The 21,366-nt window shown below is 29.2% G+C and carries 21 protein-coding genes; all 21 read right to left on the bottom strand.

The window, feature by feature from the left end; all coding sequences use genetic code 11:
• Positions 1-10: 10 nt before the first annotated feature.
• Positions 11-463: a ribose 5-phosphate isomerase B gene (gene rpiB / locus ACRC03_RS01095; protein WP_438650700.1), complete on the bottom strand. Its 453-nt coding sequence runs from the start codon at positions 461-463 to the stop codon at positions 11-13.
• A gap of 155 nt (positions 464-618) precedes the next feature.
• A complete protein-coding gene (locus ACRC03_RS01090; RefSeq protein WP_438650699.1) occupies positions 619-1,659 on the bottom strand; it encodes an L-threonylcarbamoyladenylate synthase in 1,041 nt (346 codons plus the stop codon).
• A gap of 35 nt (positions 1,660-1,694) precedes the next feature.
• Positions 1,695-2,375, bottom strand: a complete 681-nt coding sequence (locus tag ACRC03_RS01085; protein ID WP_438650698.1) for a ZIP family metal transporter — start codon at positions 2,373-2,375, stop codon at positions 1,695-1,697.
• 96 nt (positions 2,376-2,471) lie between these two features.
• Complete coding sequence (gene prfA, locus ACRC03_RS01080; RefSeq protein WP_438650697.1) at positions 2,472-3,536, bottom strand: peptide chain release factor 1; 1,065 nt, start codon at positions 3,534-3,536, stop codon at positions 2,472-2,474.
• 44 nt (positions 3,537-3,580) lie between these two features.
• A complete protein-coding gene (prmC, locus tag ACRC03_RS01075; RefSeq protein ID WP_438650696.1) occupies positions 3,581-4,432 on the bottom strand; it encodes a peptide chain release factor N(5)-glutamine methyltransferase in 852 nt (283 codons plus the stop codon).
• A 16-nt stretch (positions 4,433-4,448) separates the two neighbouring features.
• Positions 4,449-5,339, bottom strand: coding sequence for a DUF1385 domain-containing protein (locus ACRC03_RS01070; RefSeq protein ID WP_438650695.1), 891 nt, complete (start codon positions 5,337-5,339; stop codon positions 4,449-4,451).
• A 142-nt stretch (positions 5,340-5,481) separates the two neighbouring features.
• Positions 5,482-6,069, bottom strand: a complete 588-nt coding sequence (locus ACRC03_RS01065) for a thymidine kinase (protein WP_438650694.1) — start codon at positions 6,067-6,069, stop codon at positions 5,482-5,484.
• A gap of 65 nt (positions 6,070-6,134) precedes the next feature.
• Positions 6,135-6,335, bottom strand: coding sequence for a 50S ribosomal protein L31 (gene rpmE, locus ACRC03_RS01060; protein ID WP_438650693.1), 201 nt, complete (start codon positions 6,333-6,335; stop codon positions 6,135-6,137).
• A 117-nt stretch (positions 6,336-6,452) separates the two neighbouring features.
• On the bottom strand, positions 6,453-7,970 hold the full coding sequence (gene rho / locus ACRC03_RS01055) for a transcription termination factor Rho (protein WP_438650692.1): 1,518 nt from the start codon (positions 7,968-7,970) through the stop codon (positions 6,453-6,455).
• A gap of 259 nt (positions 7,971-8,229) precedes the next feature.
• Positions 8,230-9,228: a class II fructose-bisphosphatase gene (gene glpX, locus ACRC03_RS01050; RefSeq protein WP_438650691.1), complete on the bottom strand. Its 999-nt coding sequence runs from the start codon at positions 9,226-9,228 to the stop codon at positions 8,230-8,232.
• 341 nt (positions 9,229-9,569) lie between these two features.
• On the bottom strand, positions 9,570-10,451 hold the full coding sequence (gene galU / locus ACRC03_RS01045) for a UTP--glucose-1-phosphate uridylyltransferase GalU (protein ID WP_438650690.1): 882 nt from the start codon (positions 10,449-10,451) through the stop codon (positions 9,570-9,572).
• A gap of 89 nt (positions 10,452-10,540) precedes the next feature.
• On the bottom strand, positions 10,541-12,460 hold the full coding sequence (gene pepF, locus ACRC03_RS01040; RefSeq protein WP_438650689.1) for an oligoendopeptidase F: 1,920 nt from the start codon (positions 12,458-12,460) through the stop codon (positions 10,541-10,543).
• 437 nt (positions 12,461-12,897) lie between these two features.
• The gene (gene spoIIE / locus ACRC03_RS01035; protein ID WP_438650688.1) at positions 12,898-15,270 is read right to left on the bottom strand and encodes a stage II sporulation protein E; all 2,373 of its coding nucleotides are present in this window, start codon (positions 15,268-15,270) and stop codon (positions 12,898-12,900) included.
• 93 nt (positions 15,271-15,363) lie between these two features.
• Complete coding sequence (locus tag ACRC03_RS01030; RefSeq protein ID WP_438650687.1) at positions 15,364-16,284, bottom strand: Ppx/GppA phosphatase family protein; 921 nt, start codon at positions 16,282-16,284, stop codon at positions 15,364-15,366.
• A 57-nt stretch (positions 16,285-16,341) separates the two neighbouring features.
• Positions 16,342-16,638 carry an FtsB family cell division protein gene (locus tag ACRC03_RS01025; RefSeq protein WP_438650686.1) on the bottom strand — a complete coding sequence of 99 codons (297 nt, stop codon included), beginning with the start codon at positions 16,636-16,638 and terminating at the stop codon, positions 16,342-16,344.
• Positions 16,639-16,643: 5 nt separating this feature from the next.
• Positions 16,644-17,135 (bottom strand): spore cortex biosynthesis protein YabQ, encoded by a 492-nt coding sequence (gene yabQ / locus ACRC03_RS01020; RefSeq protein WP_438650725.1) that lies wholly within the window; start codon positions 17,133-17,135, stop codon positions 16,644-16,646.
• 3 nt (positions 17,136-17,138) lie between these two features.
• Positions 17,139-17,393 (bottom strand): YabP/YqfC family sporulation protein, encoded by a 255-nt coding sequence (locus ACRC03_RS01015; RefSeq protein ID WP_438650685.1) that lies wholly within the window; start codon positions 17,391-17,393, stop codon positions 17,139-17,141.
• A gap of 61 nt (positions 17,394-17,454) precedes the next feature.
• Positions 17,455-17,697 carry an RNA-binding S4 domain-containing protein gene (locus ACRC03_RS01010; protein ID WP_438650684.1) on the bottom strand — a complete coding sequence of 81 codons (243 nt, stop codon included), beginning with the start codon at positions 17,695-17,697 and terminating at the stop codon, positions 17,455-17,457.
• Between the two features lie 67 nt (positions 17,698-17,764).
• Positions 17,765-18,043, bottom strand: coding sequence for an HU family DNA-binding protein (locus ACRC03_RS01005; RefSeq protein WP_438650683.1), 279 nt, complete (start codon positions 18,041-18,043; stop codon positions 17,765-17,767).
• Positions 18,044-18,120: 77 nt separating this feature from the next.
• The gene (gene mazG / locus ACRC03_RS01000) at positions 18,121-19,575 is read right to left on the bottom strand and encodes a nucleoside triphosphate pyrophosphohydrolase (RefSeq protein ID WP_438650682.1); all 1,455 of its coding nucleotides are present in this window, start codon (positions 19,573-19,575) and stop codon (positions 18,121-18,123) included.
• Positions 19,576-19,691: 116 nt separating this feature from the next.
• Positions 19,692-21,305, bottom strand: a complete 1,614-nt coding sequence (locus ACRC03_RS00995) for a putative polysaccharide biosynthesis protein (protein WP_438650681.1) — start codon at positions 21,303-21,305, stop codon at positions 19,692-19,694.
• Positions 21,306-21,366: the final 61 nt, after the last annotated feature.

The following is a 21,366-nucleotide window of genomic DNA, read 5'->3' as shown; positions in this document are numbered from 1 at the left end:
ATATTTCCTCCTACTTACTGTGTTTTTGTTCTATTTTATTTATCATATCAACTCTTTTTGAGTGTCTATCGCCTTCAAACTCTGTTTTTATCCAAGCTTCGACTATTTCTAAAGCCAATCCTTTTCCTAAAACTCGTTCTCCTAAAGATAACATATTAGCATTATTGTGAGCCTTCGACATTTTAGCCGAGAAAACATCTGATACTACTGCACATCTTATCCCTGGTACTTTATTTGCTGCCAAAGATATTCCTATCCCCGTTCCACAGCATATTATTCCATAATCTACTTCTTTTGCAGCTACAGCATTTGCAACTTTCTCTCCATATACAGGATAGTCAACTGAATCTAATCCATTGTTAGTTCCAAAATCTACACATTCAATACCTTTTGTTTCTAGGTATTTGATTATTTCAGATTTTAAATTGTATCCTCCATGATCACATCCTAAACCTATTTTCATATGTACAATGCCTCCGATATGTTATATTATTTCTCAGGTTACATTTTATTCATGTTATTTAAGAACAAAATTGCTCCTGTTGATATTATATTACATTTAAATACTTTTTTATAGTATAACTTATTTAATAAAACATATTTTATAGTGTACTCTTTTTATGTATGAATGATTTTATATCCAGCTGATTTAAGTAGTCTATTCATTATAGCTCGTCCAATTCCTTGTGAAGGAAATTCCTCTGAGTAGACTATATCTACATTTTTTTTGTCCATTTCTCTTAGAATATCAAATAGATTTCTACCGACTTCGTCTAGATTATTACCTAGCGAAACGACTTCCCCTTTATATTTATGCTTATTTTTTTCTAAACACATTACTCCCGTTTTTAGTCCCTTTTCTAAGTTAACACTAACTAACTCATTTATTTTATTCGCTACATTTTCTATTGCTCCCGAAACTATATAAACATCTGCATCTGGTGAATAATGAGTATACTTCATTCCTGGAGCTCTTGCTTTTTTATTATCTTCTTTTTTTTCTAAGGACGGGTCTATTGTTACTTCGCCTATTACTTCTTCTAAATCCTCTTTTGTAATACTTCCTGGTCTTAGTATCATAGGAACTTCGCTAGTCATATCTAGTACAGTAGATTCTAGTCCAAAATTACTATCTCCACCTAAAACAATTCCATTTACTCTACCATTCATTTCTTCATATACATGGTCTGCTTTAGTAGGAGACGGCCTTCCAGATATATTAGCTGAAGGTGCCGCTATAGGAACTCCTGCGTATTTAATTATTTTTCTTGCTATAGGGTGAGATGGAATTCTTATTGCCACTGTATTTAATCCACCACTAGTCTTATAAGGTATTATCTCTTTTTTATTTAGTATTATAGTTATTGGACCAGGCCAAAATTTATTCATTACAGTTTCAGCCTTTTCACTTATATCTTTAGCTAAATCATAAATCTCATTTTTTTCATATATATGTACTATAAGTGGATTATCACTTGGTCGTCCTTTTGCTTCATATATTTTCTTTACAGCATCTTCATCTAATGCATTTGCACCTAATCCATATACTGTTTCAGTAGGAAATATAACAGTTTTTCCTTCATTTAATAATTTGGCTTGTTTCTTTAGTTCTTCTTTGTCCATATTATTGATATCAATTTTACTTATTATAGTTTTCATTTTGGTACACCTACTTTCATCTTTAGTTTTTAGTTTTAGATGCAATATACGATTACTGTTCCAACTAGAAATCCAAATATACAATATAAACTCCTAGATTTCGGAAATATTTCTTCAAGTACAACATACATCATGGTTCCCGCAGCTATAGAAAGAAATACTCCTATAAGAGAATTAAAAGTTCCACCAAAATAGGCCCCTAAAAAACTTCCTATCCCCATAGGTATTCCCGCTATTATTGTAAACAAAATGACTTTAGATATTTTCATTTTTGTTCCTACTAAGCTGAGAGCCATTGCTAATCCCTCTGGTATATTGTGAATACCTATTATAATCGCCAAAGTAATTCCTAGGGATTCAGTAGACATAAATGAAGATCCTATAGCTAATCCTTCTGGTAAATTATGTAGTAATATACTCATGAATATAAGATATCCTGATTTCATTTCTTTAGAGACTTCTAATCTTGATTTTATGTACATAGTAAGGAGTACTCCCATAAAAATAAATAATACAGTATAGAGTACTCCCATTTCATTCATAGCTTCCTTCATTAAGTCAAATACCACCACTGCTAGCATTATACCTCCAGCTAACCCCATAAAGAAATCTAAATATCTATCTACATCTTTTTTAAATATTGCCGATAGAACTCCTCCAAATCCAGTACCTATTATCCCTGCTAATAATCCTATCATCGTTATTTTTAATATCATTTACACCCTCCTTGTACTATATATATTAAAGTATATACATAGCACATCTATAACATGACCACGTTATTATAGAAAAATCCCTAAATTAATAGGGATTTATATTGCTGACATTTTCTCAGTTTGGTCTACAGTTATCAGGGCATCTATCATCTCATTTATGTCCCCATCTAAGAATGAATCTAATTTATATAATGTTAGGTTTATTCTGTGATCACTCACTCTACCTTGAGGGAAATTGTAAGTTCTTATTCTCTCTGCTCTATCTCCAGTACCAACTTGACTCTTTCTTTCTGCCGCTATATCTTTATTTTGTTCAGCTATAGCTTTTTCGTTAAGTCTAGCAACTAATATTTTAAGAGCTTGCTCTTTATTTTTTAACTGCGATTTACCATCTTGGCAAGATACTACCTCACCTGTTGGTATATGAGTTACTCTTACCGCAGAGTCAGTAGTGTTAACACTTTGTCCACCATTTCCTGAAGAACGGAACACGTCTATTCTTAAGTCATTTTGGTTTATGTTTACTTCTACTACGTCTACTTCTGGTAATACTGCAACTGTTGCTGTAGAAGTATGTATTCTTCCTCCAGATTCAGTAGCTGGTATTCTTTGTACTCTATGAACTCCTGATTCATACTTAAGTTTTGAATAAGCACCTTTTCCTTTTATTAAGAATGATACCTCTTTGTATCCACCAACACCAGTATCACTAGCACTTAATAATTCCGTTTTCCATCTTGATCTTTCAGCGTATCTAGTATACATTCTAAATAAATCCCCTGCAAATAAAGCTGACTCATCTCCACCAGCTCCACCTCTTATTTCAACTATAACGTTCTTGTCATCGTTAGGATCTTTTGGTAATAATAATATTCTAAGTTCTTCTTCTAATGGTTCTACTAGATCTTCCATTTCTGATAATTCCATCTTAGCTAATTCTCTTAGTTCTTCATCTGATTCTTCTTGTAATATTTCTTTAGAATCTTTTATAGCATTTAATACATTCGTGTACTCTCTGTACTTCATTACTATCGGTTCTAAGTCAGAATGTTCTTTCATATATTTTTGCCAAATCTTTTGATTGTTTATTACTTCCGGATCACTTATTTTTTCAGTTAAATCTCTATATTTATCCTCTAATACTTCTAATTTTTCTAGCATCCTTATTCACCTCGTTTATTGTAGCATATCAATTTTTCATTATATCATAGTTTAAAGCCTATAACAACTCTCTCAATACCTTGAATATCCTTCTTAGTATATATTTTTGCGTATCCATTTTCTCTCATAATCTCAGAAACTTCTTCTGCTTGATCATGTCCAACCTCATAAGCTAATATTCCATTTTCTACTATATACTGTTTCGATTGCTGTGTTATATCTCTATAAAAATCTAATCCATCATCTCCACCTTCTAATGCATTATACGGTTCATAGTCTTTTACCTGAGTATGAAGTGTATCCATATCTTTTTTAGGTATATAGGGTGGATTTGATACTATTACATCAAATTTAATATTTTTACCTTCTATAGAACTAAACAGGTCTGATTTTACAAAATCTATTTTATTATCAACTCCGCTATTTATAGCATTTATTTTACCTACTTCTAACGGAATATCTTCTATATCAAAAGATGTAACCTTTGCATTTTCAATATATTTAGCTAGACTTACAGTTATAGCTCCTGAGCCTGTACCTATATCTAATATACTTATGTCTTTTTTGTTTTTACAAAGTTCTATTATTTCTTCTACTAAAGTTTCTGTATCTGGTCTAGGTATTAGTACACCTTCTTTAACTTCAAAATCTAAACCCATAAATTCTCTTTTTCCTACTATATAAGCAACAGGTCGACCTTTAATTCTATCTTCTACTAATTCTAAAAACTTTTCTTCTTCTTCCTTTGATAAGTGTTTATTTATATTAACATGTATATAAATTCTATCTATATCTCCTAACGCTTTTTGGAGTAATATTTCAACATCTAATCTAGGTGTATCACTTATTTCTTTTAGAACTTCTGAATATTTGATAATTATATCTCTTATAGTCATAGTATCTCCTTTATTTCTAATCTATAACAGCTTTAAGTGCCGCTATAGCAACTTCCAATTGTTCATCATCTGGTTCTTTTGTTGTTAAATACTGTAACATCATACCTGGGTATGCGACAATTTTAGTAAGTTTATTGTTGTATTTCCCAAGAAATCTTATTATCTCGTACGATATTCCTGCAACTATAGGAATAAATAGAATTCTCATTGCTATTCTAACTACAGGATTTGGCCATCCAAAAAAAGAAAATAATATTATAGATGTAAACATAACTATAAACAAGAAATTTGTTCCACATCTTGGATGAAGTCTAGTAAATTTCCTTGCATTTTCTACAGTAAGCTCTTGTTCATTTTCATAACAATGTATACTTTTATGCTCTGCTCCATGGTATTGAAATACCCTTTGTATATCCTTACTTCTAGATATCAATAACATATATCCAAATAAAATTCCTATTCTAATTATTCCTTCAATTAAATTAAGTATAATCTTATTTTCTACAATTTTTGAAAAAGTTCCTCCAACCATAGTCGGAAGTATTGCAAATAAACCTACTGAAATTATAATAGCCAATACCATAGTAATACCTATCATTACATCATTAGCTTTATCCTTAAATACCTTTTTAATAAATCTGTCAAAAGCATCTTCTTCATCTTCTAAAAAAAACTCTGATGAAAAATTCAAACTTTTCATTCCTTCAATCATCGTGTCTATTAATACAAAAGATCCTCTCAAAAAGGGGATTTTATCTATATTCTTCTCATTTATCCAACTTTTTATTTTATTTTTTCTTACTACTATATCTCCATCACTTTTTCTAACTGCTATTGCTCTTTTTTCTTTTGACTGCATCATAACACCTTCAATAACAGCTTGCCCCCCTACAAATTGCTTACTCATCTATTCACCTCTTAACTTGTATTTAATTACCTACATTCTATTATAATATAAAAAAACTATTAAGTTAAAACTTTTAATACCTCATACATTTTTAATTATAAAAATTCCCCTTAAAGTAAACCTTTAAAGGGACAATTAATCATTATTTATTTTTTTCACTATAAACCACATGACATTTTCTACATCTAGCTTCGTAACTTTCTACTGCACCTACTTGTATTATTGGGTCATTATATCTTGCAGGCTCTCCATTTATTAATCTTTGAGATCTAGTTGCGGGTTGCCCACAAACTGAACATATAGCTTGTATTTTATCAACGAATTCAGAAACAGCTAAAAGTTTTGGTGTCGGCCCAAAAGGTTCACCTTTAAAATCCATGTCTAATCCAGCTGCTATAACTCTTATTCCTTTATCAGCTAAATTCACGACAACTTCTATTACTTCTTCATCAAAAAATTGAACTTCATCTATACCTACAACTTGTGTCTTACTATTTATATAGTTGTAGATTTCTTTTGCTTTGTTAATAGGTATAGCATTTATACTATCTCCACTATGAGAAACTACATCGTCTTTGCTATATCTATCATCTATTTGTGGCTTAAAAACGACAATGTTTTGTTTAGCTATTTGGGCTCTTTTCAGCCTTCTTATAAGCTCCTCACTTTTACCACTATACATAGGTCCTATTACTAGTTCTATATATCCATGATTTACTGGTCTGTACATATACGGTACCCCCTATTACTGAAATAAAATAGGAGTTGGCTCCTCCAACTCCACTTTTATAAAAATTAGTCCATTTTGAATCTTTTCTTGAACTTGTCTATTCTTCCACCAGCTTCTATATTCTTTTGCTTTCCAGTATAGAATGGATGACAATCTGAACATATTTCCACTTTTATTTCATCCTTTACAGAACCAGCTTGGAATGTGTTTCCACAAGCACATTTAACTGCTACAGCTTCGTACTTTGGTTGTATATCTTTTTGCATTCTCTTCACCTCTTTCTCAATCTTTATAAATTAACTATATTAATTTTTCGTTTTGCATTATCAACTATACCATTATAACACAAGTTTTTTATGCGTTCAAGGAGTTTTTATTATAGTTTAAAGGGCTTTTATTGATTTTATAAATTCCTCATTATTTTTAGTTCTCTTAAGTAATTCTATAACTTTATCTGTAACTTCTAGCACTGAATTATTGCTCATTTCTCTTCTTAATCTCCAAAGAGCTGTTTTTTCTGCTTCCGCTAATAATAAATCTTCTCTTCTCGTTCCTGATTTGTAGATATCTACTGCCGGGAATATTCTCTTCTCTGCTAATTTTCTATCTAAGTTTAATTCCATGTTACCTGTACCTTTGAATTCTTCAAATATTACATCGTCCATTCTTGAACCTGTTTCTACTAATGCTGTTGCAAGAATAGTAAGAGATCCACCTTGTCTTATATTTCTAGCTGCTCCAAAAAACTTTTTAGGTCCATGTAATGCTCCTGGATCAAGACCTCCTGATAAAGTTCTACCCGTTGGAGATATTGTTAAGTTGTATGCTCTTGCAAGTCTAGTAATACTATCTAATAATATTACTACATCTTTTCCATGCTCTACTAATCTTTGTGCTCTATTTAAAACCATTTCTGCAACTTTAACATGATGACTAGATACTTGGTCAAAAGTAGAGTATATAACATCTCCATTTATAGATTCTCTCATATCTGTAACCTCTTCTGGTCTTTCATCTATAAGAAGAACTATTAATTCAACATTTGGGTGGTTTTTTACTATGCTATTAGCTACATTTTTAAGAAGACTTGTTTTTCCAGCCTTAGGTGGAGCTACTATTAATCCTCTTTGCCCTTTACCTATAGGTGATATTAAATCGATAAGTCTAGTAGCTATATCACTTTGACTTCTTTCTAATGTTAGTCTTTCTTCTGGATATATAGGCGTTAATAGCTCAAATGATTTTCTTTGAATAGCAGTTTCTGGATTTTCATCATTTACTTTTTGTACATATAAAAGAGCTCTAAATTTTTCTCCAGTTTTAGGATGTCTAGTTATACCCCTTATTTTATCTCCTGTTTTCATGTTAAATCTTCTAATCTGAGATGGCGATACGTATACATCTTCTTCCGTAGATAAATAATTCGAACCTCTTAAGAAGCCAAATCCATCTGGTAGTATTTCTAAAACACCCATTACCTCATCATCTTTTGAAGTGTTGAATTCATCTATTATTTTAGATTCATCAACAACTTTTGGAGTATAGTAATTTTTGTTGTTATTATTTCTTTGATTTCCATTATTTATACTAGAATCTCTATTATCATTTCTTTGATATTTATTTTCTGTATATTTAGGAGTACTCTGATTCGTATTTTCTCTCTTCTCATAAGGTCTTGTATATCTTCCATTTCCAACAACCTCATTAGTTTTTTCTTCTTTAACAACTTTAACTTCTTTTGTTGTATTCTTTTTAGATTCAAAGTCTTGATTAATCACTTCAATTAATTCACTTTTTTTATATTTACTTATAGATTTTATTCCTACTTCTTTAGCTATATCTTTTAATTGTTGTAATGTCTTGTTGCTTAACTCATCTAATGTTATCTCTTCTGTATTCAAAAAAATCCTCCTTATCTTATATATTTATTTATATATAATTTTAATTATTTTTGGAAATTAAAGGTGTGAAAAAGAAAAGTTTTACTTAATAATCATTTCTAATAATATCACTACTAATACTATCTGGTCAATAAATAAAACTTACTATTATATTTATCATAATTAATTCTTCTTAGCTTTTATTTTATACTATTTTCTATAATTTTAAACTGTTTTTCAAAAAAAATAGCAACATGATATTCATGTTGCCATTTTTCTACTACATATTATATTTTTTCATTAGTTCAATAAGTATATCATTTTTATCTAAATTATGAATAGCATCTACAAATCTAATCGTACCTGTCTTAGCTCTCATAACTACTGATTGAGTTTTAGCTTTATTGTTACCTACATTTATTACTCCACTTAACAAATCTCCATCTGTTATACCAGTAGCTGCAAAGAATAGATTTTCTCCTTTTGCTAAATCTTCTATACTTAGCTTCTTTTCTAAGTCTTCATCTGAGAATCCCATTTCATAACATCTATTTCTTTCTTGGTCACTTAGTGGATATATTTGAGCTTGCATATCTCCACCCATACATTTTATAGCTGCTGCAGTTATTACACCCTCTGGACCTCCACCTATACCCATAAGCATGTCTATTCCTGTTTCTTCAAAACAAGTTGCTATACCAGCTGCAACATCTCCATCTCCGAACATTTTTATTCTACATCCTAATTTTCTAGCCGTTTCTACTATATAGTCATGTCTTTCTCTATCTTGAGTTATTATTGTCATTTGTGTAGTTTTCTTTCCTAATGCATTAGCTACAGCGATTATATTTTCTTCTACACTTTTATTTAAATCTATGCATCCTTTTGCTTTAGGTCCTACTATTATTTTTTTCATATATGTATCTGGTGCATTTAATAAGCTTCCTTTTGAACCTACAGCTATTACAGATATTGCATTTGGTAATCCTTTAGCTATTAATGACGTTCCATCTAATGGATCTACTGCTATATCTACTTCCATACATTCAGAAGTTTGCATTCCTACTTTTTCCCCTATATATAACATAGGCGCTTCGTCTAATTCACCTTCACCTATAACTACTTCTCCAGTTATCTTTACTGATTCAAAAGCTCTTCTCATAGCTTCTACTGCTGCTCCGTCCGCTCCATTCTTGTCGCCTCTACCCATGAATTTAGACGATACTAAAGCTGCTGCTTCCGTCACCCTAACAAGTTCTAATGCTAAATTTCTATCCATAATATACTCATCTCCTAAGTCAATCTAGTTAATAAAAATTATACATTATATACCTGCTTTAGTAAACATATATATGTTTTTTTGTAAAATAGTGTATTATATTGACTTTAATTATGTGCATAATACCATATTATACACATAATTAAAGCTAGCCTTTTTTCAAAGACTAACTTTTCTCATGATTTATAACTTTATTTATATCATTGATGCAAGCACACTTATAAGTGAACCCATACTTGTTAATACAAGAACAACAATTATACATATAGCTACAATTCTATTTTTTTTCTTTTGCTTTGTATTTGCCATTTAAATCACTCCATTAAAATTTATTTTATAATTTACTCTTCGTATCTATTACAAACTTCTTTTAAGTATTGTACAAATTGTTTTTTGAGTTCTGGTCTTTTTAAAGCGAAATCTATAGTTGCTTCTAAAAATCCTAGCTTATCTCCTACATCATATCTTCGACCTTCAAATTTATAGGCATACATAGCTTCTTTTTTTGATAATAATCTAAGAGCATCAGTTAATTGTACTTCTCCACCTTTACCTGCTGGTAAATTTTCTAATATATCAAATATTTCAGGAGTTATAATATACCTTCCTAATATAGCTATATTTGATGGAGCACTTTTAACATCTGGTTTTTCTACTAAATCCTTAACTTTATACACTCTATCTTCTATATGCTTAGCTGATATTATACCATATTTATTAGTGTCTTTCCTATCTACTTCTTGTACACCTAACATTGTAGTTCTATATTCATCATATGCGTCCATAAGTTGTTTTAAACAAGGAACATCATTGTCAACTATATCATCACCTAGCATTACTGCAAAAGGCTCGTCACCTATAAAATGTCTTGCACAGTAAATAGCATCTCCTAAACCTTTAGGTTCTTTCTGTCTTATGTAATGTATGTTAATCATATTAGATATACTTTGAACAATATCTAGTAACTCTTTTTTCCCCTTTTGTTCTAACTCTAATTCTAACTCCACAGATTTATCAAAATGATCTTCTATAGATTTTTTGTTTCTTCCTGTAATTATAAGTATCTCTTCTATACCTGATTCAACAGCTTCTTCTATAATGTACTGTAAAGTTGGTTTGTCAACTATTGGTAGCATTTCTTTAGGTTGTGCTTTTGTAGCTGGCAAAAATCTAGTCCCTAAACCTGCTGCAGGTATTACAGCTTTCCTTACTTTTCTTTGCATAGACTTTCCCTCCACATATATTACTCATAAATAAAAAGTCCCTTAATAGGACTTTTTATTTATATTTTAACATTAAACTAATATTTATGTCATTTAATTTCTTTCGATAAAATGCCTTCAAGCTCAGTAACTAAACTATCAAATTTTTTAATTGTAGATTCTATAGGTTTAGTACTAGTTAAATTTACCCCAGCATCTCTAAGAAGATTTACAGGATAGTCTGAACCACCTTCTTTAAGGAAGTTTATATAATAGTCAGGTCCATTTTTTAATATATATTCTGCAAAGCTAACTCCCGCACTACAACCTGTCGCATATTTATAAACATAAAAGCTATTATAGAAATGAGGAATTCTTGACCACCCTACTTTAGATAATTGATCTATACCATAATCCTTACCATAGTATTTTTGTAAAAGCTGTCCCCATACATCATTTAAAACTAATGCATTTAAATTTTTACCACTTTCCATCATTTCATGAATAGTTTTTTCAAATTCCGCATACATAGTTTGTGTATATAAAGTATTTTTGATTAAATCTAAATATTGAGTTATATAATAAGCTTTTTCTTTATCATTTTTAGCATTTCTTATAAGTACTTCATATAAAAGTGCTTCATTAGTAGTAGATGCAACTTCATGAGTAAATATAGATGGATTCGAATTTAAATAGTTTTGGTTCTTTGAACTTAAATACTCATATGCTGCATGTCCTAACTCATGGGCTAAAGTAGACACTGAACCTAATGAATTATTATAGTTTAATAGTATATACGGATGATTATCATAAACAGAAAGACAATATGCTCCACTAACTTTATTTTCACTCGAATAAACATCTATCCATCTTTCGTTGAAAGCTTTATAGATTATATCTCCGTATTCTTTTCCTAAAGGAGACAATGCAGCATATATTATACCTTGTCCTTTATCATAGGTTATATTATTGTCTACAGGCTCTACTATAGGAACAAACATATCATAGTAATAAACTTTATCTAACTTAAGAACTTTTTTTCTTAGGCTTGTGTACTTATGAAGACTTCCTAAATTTTGATCAACAGTTTCGATTAATTTATTGTATACTTTTTCATCTATGTTATCTGAGTTCAGATACATATCTAAAGATGACTTATATCCTCTTTCTGATGAATAAAATACATTCTTTTTAACTTGCCCTATTAATAATCCTGACAATAAGTTTATATTATCATTATAAGCAACAAACTCATCTTGAAATGCATTCTTTCTTTCATCTCTATTTACATCTTCCATAACGGATGCATATTGAGAAGGATTTAAGTTTGTTTTTTTATCCATATTTCTAAAAAGTTCGTACAATTCACCAGGCAAAGATGATATAGTTGAGGTATTTGCAAGTAAATGCTCTAACTTATTATCTAAATAATGAGCTTTGCACCTTCTTATATCTTTTAAATACATACCATATTTTTTGTCTATTTTTTTGTTAGCTACTATTTTTTTAAATTCTTGTTCTGGTAACTTAAGTATTTCTTGCTCTAAATCAGAACATATACCACTGTACTGTCTATAAACTTTGTTTATGTCCTCATTCATATCTAAGTATTTATATGAATCTTTATTTATGTCTTGCTTTAGTTTAACATAAGCATATAGCTTTTCTATTCTTGAATCTAATTTCTCTTTAATCTCTAATGCAAATTTTAAATGAGTTGATGTTTTTGTAACTCTTCCTACATAATTATTTAGTTCTTTACTATCTTTATTAAACTTTTCTAATTCTTTTCTCCATTCATCATCACTGTTATATAAGCTCTGCAAATTCCAATAAGTTTTTGTATAATTATTTTCTTTTGGTTTTTCTACTTCCTTCTTTAATTTCTCGCTTTCATCTTTATTGTCAACAATAGAAACTGCATCAATCACATTACTGATATATTTGTTATACTTTTCCTGTGTTGTTAATGAGATACATAATATAGATATACATAAGGGTATAATTGCTTTACATAATTTTTTACCCATAAAAAGCCATCCTTTCAATAAAATCTAATTATTTATTAGGATGGCTTTTTGAGGGAATATTATTCAGATATTACCACTATCAATATTCTATTATTTTATTAGTTATCCACATAGTTATTAACATATCCACATTATTTAATTAAGTTTAATCTTAGTTTTTCCAATGTTATCTATATACATGGTATTTTTTGGTTATTAAATTTTACAGAGCTTATTAACATAAAATATCATTTTATCAACAGTTTTTACTCATTTATTCATCTTTTTTGTTGATAGATATCATCTTTAGTATTTTTTTATATCTATCTGTGTAAAAGTCATCAGTCTTATTGTTTGTTATATTTTGTCGATTATTGTAATTGCAATATATTTAAGCTATTTTAGAACTAATTCCAATTTATACACAATTTATTAACATTTTACACACAAGCTGTTGATTAGTTATTAAATAGCTTTGTAACTAACACTGTCATATCATCTTCTACTATTCCATCCTGAATTTCAAGAGCTTTATCTAGAATAATATTCGCTATTTCTTTAGGATTAGTTGTCTCAATTTTTTGTAAGAAGTCTATTAACCAATTATCACCCAAGTTATTATTCTTACCTGCATCTAAAATTCCATCAGATATCATAATTACGTAGTCACCATCTTTAACCTTTACAGCTTTTCTATCTAGTTTGACCTCTGATAATATTCCTACTGGGAGAGATGATGCTGATATTAAATCAACTTCTTTTTGATTTCTTTTTATGTAAGTAGAGCAAGCACCCATTTTTATAGTATCTAATACTCCTTTTTTTAAATCTATTATACCTAAATCTAAAGTAGAAAACATCTCATCATCTGATGACTTAAGTATTAACATATTATTTATGGTATTGATAACTATTTCATCTTCAATTTTAGCATCCATCATTTTTTCTAGTATATCAATAGTTATAGAAGACTCTTCATATGCCTTTTTACCTTTTCCCATTCCATCACTTATAGCTACCATGTATTTACCATCATCTATGTTCATGTAAGTATAATTATCTCCGCAAAGTATATATCCATCTCTAGACATAACAGCCACTTCAGTTATAGCTCTATATTTTTGAGCTTTAGTAAGATTTATCTTACATTTTTCACCTAATGAATTGCATCCTATTTTTTGAGCTGATATACTCTCTCCTAGAAATTCAGAGATAATCTTAACTAATTTTTCATCACACATACATCCATCACTACAAGTTTTCTTTTCTATAGTTATTTCAAAATCATCTTTATTTTTACTCATATAACTAATTCTTTGTATTGGTATGTTGTGTCTTTCTAATTGATCATTTATACATCTTTCTCTTTCTAAATCTATAATTATATTATCTTCTAGGTCTTTGGATAAGGATTCCATAGATTTTGATATACTTCCAATTTGATTTCCTATTAGCTTTCTACTTTCAGAAAATTTTAATCTCCAATTATAATCTAGAACAAATATTTTATAATAATAACTAGCAACTTTTACTATATCTTTTGGCTTTAGACATTCCTTTTTGAAATTTTCGGATACATCATTGATATTTATATCTCCATGTTCTTCAAGAATTTCTAATATCTCATACATTAAGGTATATGTATGATTAAATTTTAACTCCCAACACCTTCTTCTCATTCCACAATCCTTACATTCATCATTGTGTATCATATCTATGATATTTGCTATATCCCTTTGATCTATAACTTTTTCTTTATCTCTTATTTGATCAAAAGTAGTAGCTAATTCTCCATATGCTTTATACATACTCACTAATCTATTGTTTGTTAGGTTTTTGCTTCTAATAATATAGTCATAGACTATATCGTTAGATCCTATATTAGTTTTTACTAATTTCTCTATTTTATTAAAAAACTTATTAGGTAATAAAATTACTATTAGTGCAGCTATTAATATATCTCTAATTTGTGTTAAATTAGATTGAATTCCTGTTGTATATGCATATATTATAGTCCAGCTTAATATATATCCTAATATAACAAAATACTTATTTAATTTATTGAATACTCCTCCTACCAAACCTGCAAAGGAATATATGCCCATATAAACAGCCGAAACAATATTATTTATTATAAATGCTATACCAACGATTACTCCAGAGGTAGCACCTATAGGAGCGCCTCCTAATATAGCTGAGATTAATATTACTATTGTAGATAATACCGTTGTTACAGATACGCCAAATAGTTGGATATTGCCTATTCCCATTATACTAAAAGTAACTATTAGGCTTAGAGAGATAGATTCTTCTATTTTAACGTATAATCGGTTATTTACATTCATCAATAACTCAATGCCATAAGAAAACATATATACTGAAATTAAAAATATAATAACTTCCATACCAGCTAATAATAAATCATACATATATTTATCTGATAAAAGTGCTTGTCCAACAGATATTGGTAACATTATAAAAGTCCCTATCATAGCTACTTTTACAACAGAGGCTAGTTCACTCAGTTTTTGACTTATAAACATAAATATAACCAAGCATAAAGCATACTTAAGCATATAAGGTGTTGTATTACCAGATAGTAATATTCCCGCTAATGTAGTTATAAAAACAGGAATTCTATATCTTTTTACTTTAGATATATATAAGAAAAAAGCTATACCTAAGGGTGCTATTGATCCTATTAACATTGACCTACTTAATAAAAAACCAATCAAGCTAAATATTATAGTCTTAGAATCTATATGCCTAACCATTTCTATATTTTCTTTATTTAAAATTCTACGCCTTATATCTATTGTACTTTTATCCATAAAAAAATCCCCCTTCTTTTGTATTGATAAAGCAATTGTAACAAAAGGGGGAATAGTTTTTTTGTCATAATGAGTTTTTATATTCTTAAAATATTAAGACATTTTTTTTGACTTATGACACATTAAGCCTTCCAAATTATCGTATTCACTTACAGTTAAGTTTTGTATTTCTAGTTTTTCCATTATTATATATAGTATTTTTACACCAGCCGTTATAATATCCGCTCTTTTTGGTTGTAGCCCTTTTAATTCTTTTTTATCATTTAGTGTCATCTTTTTCAGATTTTCCAAGATTATTTTTATTTCATCTTTTGTAATGTTGCTATTGTGTATTTTTTGCATAGAATACACTTCTAATTCTTGGTTCATAGCTGATAAAGATGTTATAGTACCTCCTATACCAATAAGTTTTTTTATTCGTTTTTGTTTTATATAACTTAAGGTATCATTAATTTCATTTTCTATAAATGTAGACATTTCTTCGAATTCATCTTCAGAAATAGGATCTTGTTTTAAAAATTTTTCTGTCATTCTAAGAGCACCTACATTTTCACTTTTAGAAAATTTTATTCCTTCTCTATCTCCTATTATAAACTCTGTAGATCCTCCACCTATATCTATTACTAATATAGGTTCATCTCCTTCTAATCCTTCTAATACTCCACTAAATCCTAAATTAGACTCTTCCTCTCCACTTATTATCTCAACATTTATTTTTGCTTTTTCTTTAGCTAGTTTAACAAAATAATCTCCATTTTTGCTATCTCTAAGAGCTGACGTTCCCATACAGTATATATTTTCACAATTTTCTCCTATACAGATATTTTTAAACTCTATTAGAGCATCTATATTTCTTTGTATCGCTTCTTCTCTAATATATCCTTCTTGGTCTACACCTTGTCCTATTCTAGTTGTATTTATATGTTTTTTTCTATTTTTTATTTTTCCATCTACATATTCGCCTACAAGTAATCTCATCGAATTTGTTCCAATATCTATAGTTCCTATTTTCATAACTTTCTCCTTTGTAGTTGTTTTATATTCAAATCTTAGCGTAAAAAAAAGGTAACATCAGTTACCTTCTCTACTTACGTCAATAAACACTATCTCATTGAATTTAACCATGTTTAGTTTCTCTCTAGCAACAGATTCTAAATCCCCATTAAAAGTGTAACCTTGAATGTTCTTCAAATATTTTATCTGAGACTGAGTATTCTCTATTTGCTTATTTAAGGTTATTATTTCTTTTTTATATTGCTTAACTTTAGAAAATTGAATAACAAAACTGTTTGCCAAAGTAAATACTACAAAAATAACCAACATAGCTACAACTGTAAACTGCCCTAAAAATTTTTTTCTTAAGTTCATTTTACCTACACCCTTTTTTTAGTTTTAAATCTAATTCTAGATTTTCTTTTTATAGCTTTTTTACTTGCTAATAATATATTTGGTATATAAAATATAATATCAAATAAAAGGTGTGTAGTGTATATTATAACGTAATACAAATTGTTTAAAATAACGACTATGTATTCTACTGTTTTTTTTGTTGTATTTGTTATTAAACAAATAAATTTGTTCATTATTGATAAAATAAATTTACTTATGGTAATATAGTACAAAATAAACCCACTAAATAATGCCACAAAATGATAATATCTTAAATCAAAGGATTCTATAAAGTTTATAGTCATAAAAACTATTGTAGTAACTATAATCCAAAACAATATATCAAAAGCAAAGGACAAACTTTTGATTATTTTAAAATTGGATTTTAAACTTCTGTAAAAATCCAATAATATTCCTATTATTATTCCACCATAAATAGTTGCATAAAATGAAGTTACGTCCTGCGTAAAAGGCATCATTTACTTAAACAACCTTTTTATAAAACTTTCTTGCGGCTTTCTATCTTTAGAATAAATAATAGAATTTATAGTTCCTTCTATACTTATAACATTATCCTCTATGCTTAATTTATTCATGTCTAGGTTTACACCTGCTACTACCAACTCACCTGCACTAGTTCTTACTTCAACTTTTTTATCGCTAAAAGAATAAATATGTTCTATTCCTGAAACAACAAGGTTGGATCTATCTTTTAACGTTATATTATGTTCCATAATATCCCCCCAGTAAATATTTCAATCATACTACTATAAATATACTGAGGAGTTGCTAATTTTATTCTATTATCTCATACATTTCTTTAGCATCATTTTTTAGTACATGCTCTTTTATTTCAGTTATTTTAAATTTCATTTTTTTCTCACCAAATTGAATCTCTAATACATCCCCTATGTTAATCTCTGATGAAGATTTAGCTGCTTTTCCATTTATAGTAACTATACCTTTATCACAAGCTTCTTTTGCTACAGTTCTTCTTTTTATAATCCTAGATACTTTTAAAAATTTATCTAATCTCATTTTTACTCTCCTTGCTTAATTATACAGAAAAAGTGTGGCATAATAATACTCCACACTTAATCGTTAATTATCCATTTATTATATCTTTTAATCCTTTTCCAGCCTTGAATACTGGCGCCTTAGAAGCTGGTATTTCTATAACTTCTTCTGGATTTCTAGGATTTCTTCCTTGTCTAGCTGCTCTTTCTCTTGTTTCAAATGTTCCAAATCCAACTAATTGAACTTTTTCACCTGCTACTAATGCTTCTTCAACAGATTTCATGAATGCATTTAATGCAGCTTCTGCTTCCTTTTTTGTTAACTCACTCTTTTCTGCCATTTTTGATACTAATTCAGCTTTATTCACGGTGTTTACCTCCTAAAAAATTTATAATATAGAATTCTAGTTATTAAAAAATTCTAGATTTTTGACATATTTCCTTCTTAAAGTTTGTTAATTTTAGCCAATTCCCAAAGTTTGTCCATTTCTTCAAGCGTCATATCTTCTATCTTTTTATGTAAGTTGATTGCACTTTGTTCTATAAATTCAAATCTGTTTATGAATTTTTGATTTGTACAGTTTAAGGCTTCTTCTGGGTTAACTTGTAAAAACCTAGCTAAATTTACTATTGAAAATAATAAATCGCCTAGTTCTTCCTTTATGTATTTTATATTTCCTACTTCACATTCGTCAAGTAATTCTTTGTATTCTTCTTGAATTTTTTTAAATACATCGTTTATATCGTCCCAATCAAAGCCTACAAGAGCTGCTTTATGTTGAATTTTTTCAGCTTTTATTAGAGCTGGTAAATACTTTGGTATTCTTTTCAGGCCATCAGTTACACTACTTTCGCCTTTTTCTTCTTGCTTTAACTCTTCCCATGTTCTTTCAAATTTATCCATGTCTATATCTATATTCTCAAAAACATGTGGATGTCTATGTATAAGCTTTTTGCATATTCCATTTACTACTTCTTTTAAATCAAAGAATCCTTGGTCTTGTCCTATTTGACAGTGGAATATAACTTGTAATAGAACATCACCTAATTCTTCTATAATTTCATCTATGTCATCATTATCAATAGCTTGACATAGTTCATATGCTTCTTCTATTACGTATTTTTTTAGTGATTCATGTGTTTGTTTTTTGTCCCATTCACATCCATTTGGACCTCTTAAAGTACTCATTATATTTTCTAAGTCATTGACTGTATTATACATCTTTTTAGTACTTTTGGGTATATATAAGCTACTTAAATAATCAAATAAATTTCCACTTCTATCTAGTTCATGCAAAGGTACATACTTTTTACTCTCTAGATTTTTTACACCAGCACCATTAACTATACATACTTGTTGGTCATAATCATAATATTCCATCAATTTTAGTTTAATATTCGATGCTATAAATGGATCATATATTTGAGTTATTATCATAGATGTATTTGTATCTATATAAGAATTTTCTATCTCAAAAGCATCAATTAACTTAAATCCATCAGCAGGGTCTACTTCTAAATAGTTAAACATAGCATCTACAAAGCTCATAGAGGCAATTGATTCTACTTCTATGCCCTTTTCCCTAGCTATTTGTTCAATTGTACTTACAGTCTTTTCTGCTACCCTTGGATGTCCTGGTACAGCGTATACCAAGTCTCCTTCTTTAGCTAACTCTATAATATACTCCGAAATTTTGTTGTACACACTTTCAAAATTTTCTTCACTATTATAAAAGTAATCTAGAGAAGTGTATTGTATAGTTTCCTTAAGCTTGTCTACAATTGGATGTTTCTCAGTTCTAAGATATATCCTCTTACTTGATTGTAGTATATCTAAAGCACCTTGACTAATAAGAGAATAATCTCCTGGGCCAAGTCCTACAATACTTATCTTACCCATAATATCACTCCTCTTAGTTTATTTCAATTAATTAATATTTTTATACATATTTTGAAGCAAATAAAGGAATTTGACTATTTATAAGTATTTCCTCTATTTGCAAATATATTCTTATACTACTTCATAAGATTAAGTTTTTTTAGTAATTTATATATTTTTTCACCTTTGGGCATAGTTAATAACTCATCTTTTCTAATTCCACCTATAGATATTAGCACTATTACATAAACTATTGCTCCTGCTCCTATAGATATTAATGTTGCTAAACTATTTCCTAAAGTTCCAACTAATACACCATATCCTAACTTAACAACTACAAACATTGTTACAACAGTTATTAAAGGTCTTATAACAAATTCTTTGATAGAAAATCTTATACCTATGTTTTTCTTGATATAAATTAATTCTATTACTACAGCTATAAAATATGCTGCTACCGTTCCTAATGCAGAACCAAATACATTTATTTCAGGCATTGCTGTTAGTGTATAACTTATTACTATTTTAAATAGCATACCTACACTCAATGCAATTACAGGGATCATCGGTTTACCCATACCTTGAAGTATTCCATTCATAGTTTGCATTAAACCTAATAATATTACGCATGGCGTTAAAACTAATAATAAAGTTCCTACCATAGGCGGTTGGCTTGGATATAAAAGCTTCATTATTGGTGATGCAAGAGAAGCTATACCAAACGCCGCTGGAAGTACCATTAATAAAGTAACCTTAATAGCACTCTTAGTGTCTTTTCTAGCTTTTGCCTTGTTACCCATTGCACAAGCTTCAGATATTGAAGGAACTAAACTCATACTCATTGCTATTGTTAAAACCGATGGTAGATTTATTATAGCCATTGCAAATCCTGTCAGCTGACCAAACATAGCATTAGCTTCTTGTAATGTGTATCCTGCCACCATAAGTCTTCTTATAACTATTACATTATCTATCATATTTACTAGAGGCATTACAGATGCACCTATTGATATAGGTATTGCTACTACTAGTATTTTTTTGAATATTCTAGAGATTTTTTCATCTTTAAAGTGTTGACTAGCTTGTATTTCCTTTTTACGTATTTTTCTATCTTTTAGGTAAACTAGTATTAAATATGTAATAGATGCTATAGCTCCTATTGTAGCTCCTACAATAGCACCTGCCGCTCCCAACTCTGGTCCTGACTGTTTCATTAGGTAATATGCAAGTCCTATCCCTAATACAACTCTAAATAGCTGTTCACTTATTTGAGATACTGCTATTCTACTCATTTCTTTTCTACCTTGGAAATATCCTCTATAAGAAGACATAACAGGTACGAATATTAACGCAGGAGATATAGCTAACATAGCATAATAAGCACCTGGGTTTTTCATTACATCATTTACTATATATTTTGCTCCAAAGAAGAATATGCAAAACGCTAAGATACCTGTAATACATAGTACAGTATAAGATACCTTAAATATTTTATGTGCTCCTTTGTAATCTCCTATTGCATTTTTTTCGGATACTAACTTAGCGATTGCAGTTGGAAATCCTGCTGTTGCTAATGTTAAAAACAAAGTATAGACAGGGTAAGCTGCCTGATAGTAACCCATTCCCTCTTCACCTATTAAGTTGCCAAGAGGTATCCTAAAAAATGCACCTATTATTTTAACGATTATACCTGCTGCTCCAAGTATAAGTGCACCCTTTAAAAAAGAGTCTTTATTCCTGTTATTACTCATAACATAACCTCCATTTATTTATATAACAAACCTTAATATATCATATATTCAATATCATATT

The sequence above is a fragment of the Romboutsia sp. genome, from assembly GCF_051659545.1.
Lineage (GTDB): Bacteria > Bacillota > Clostridia > Peptostreptococcales > Peptostreptococcaceae > JBOFOR01.
The sequence above is the reverse complement of the archived record's forward strand: the minus strand, read 5'-3'. Positions and strand labels throughout refer to the sequence as shown.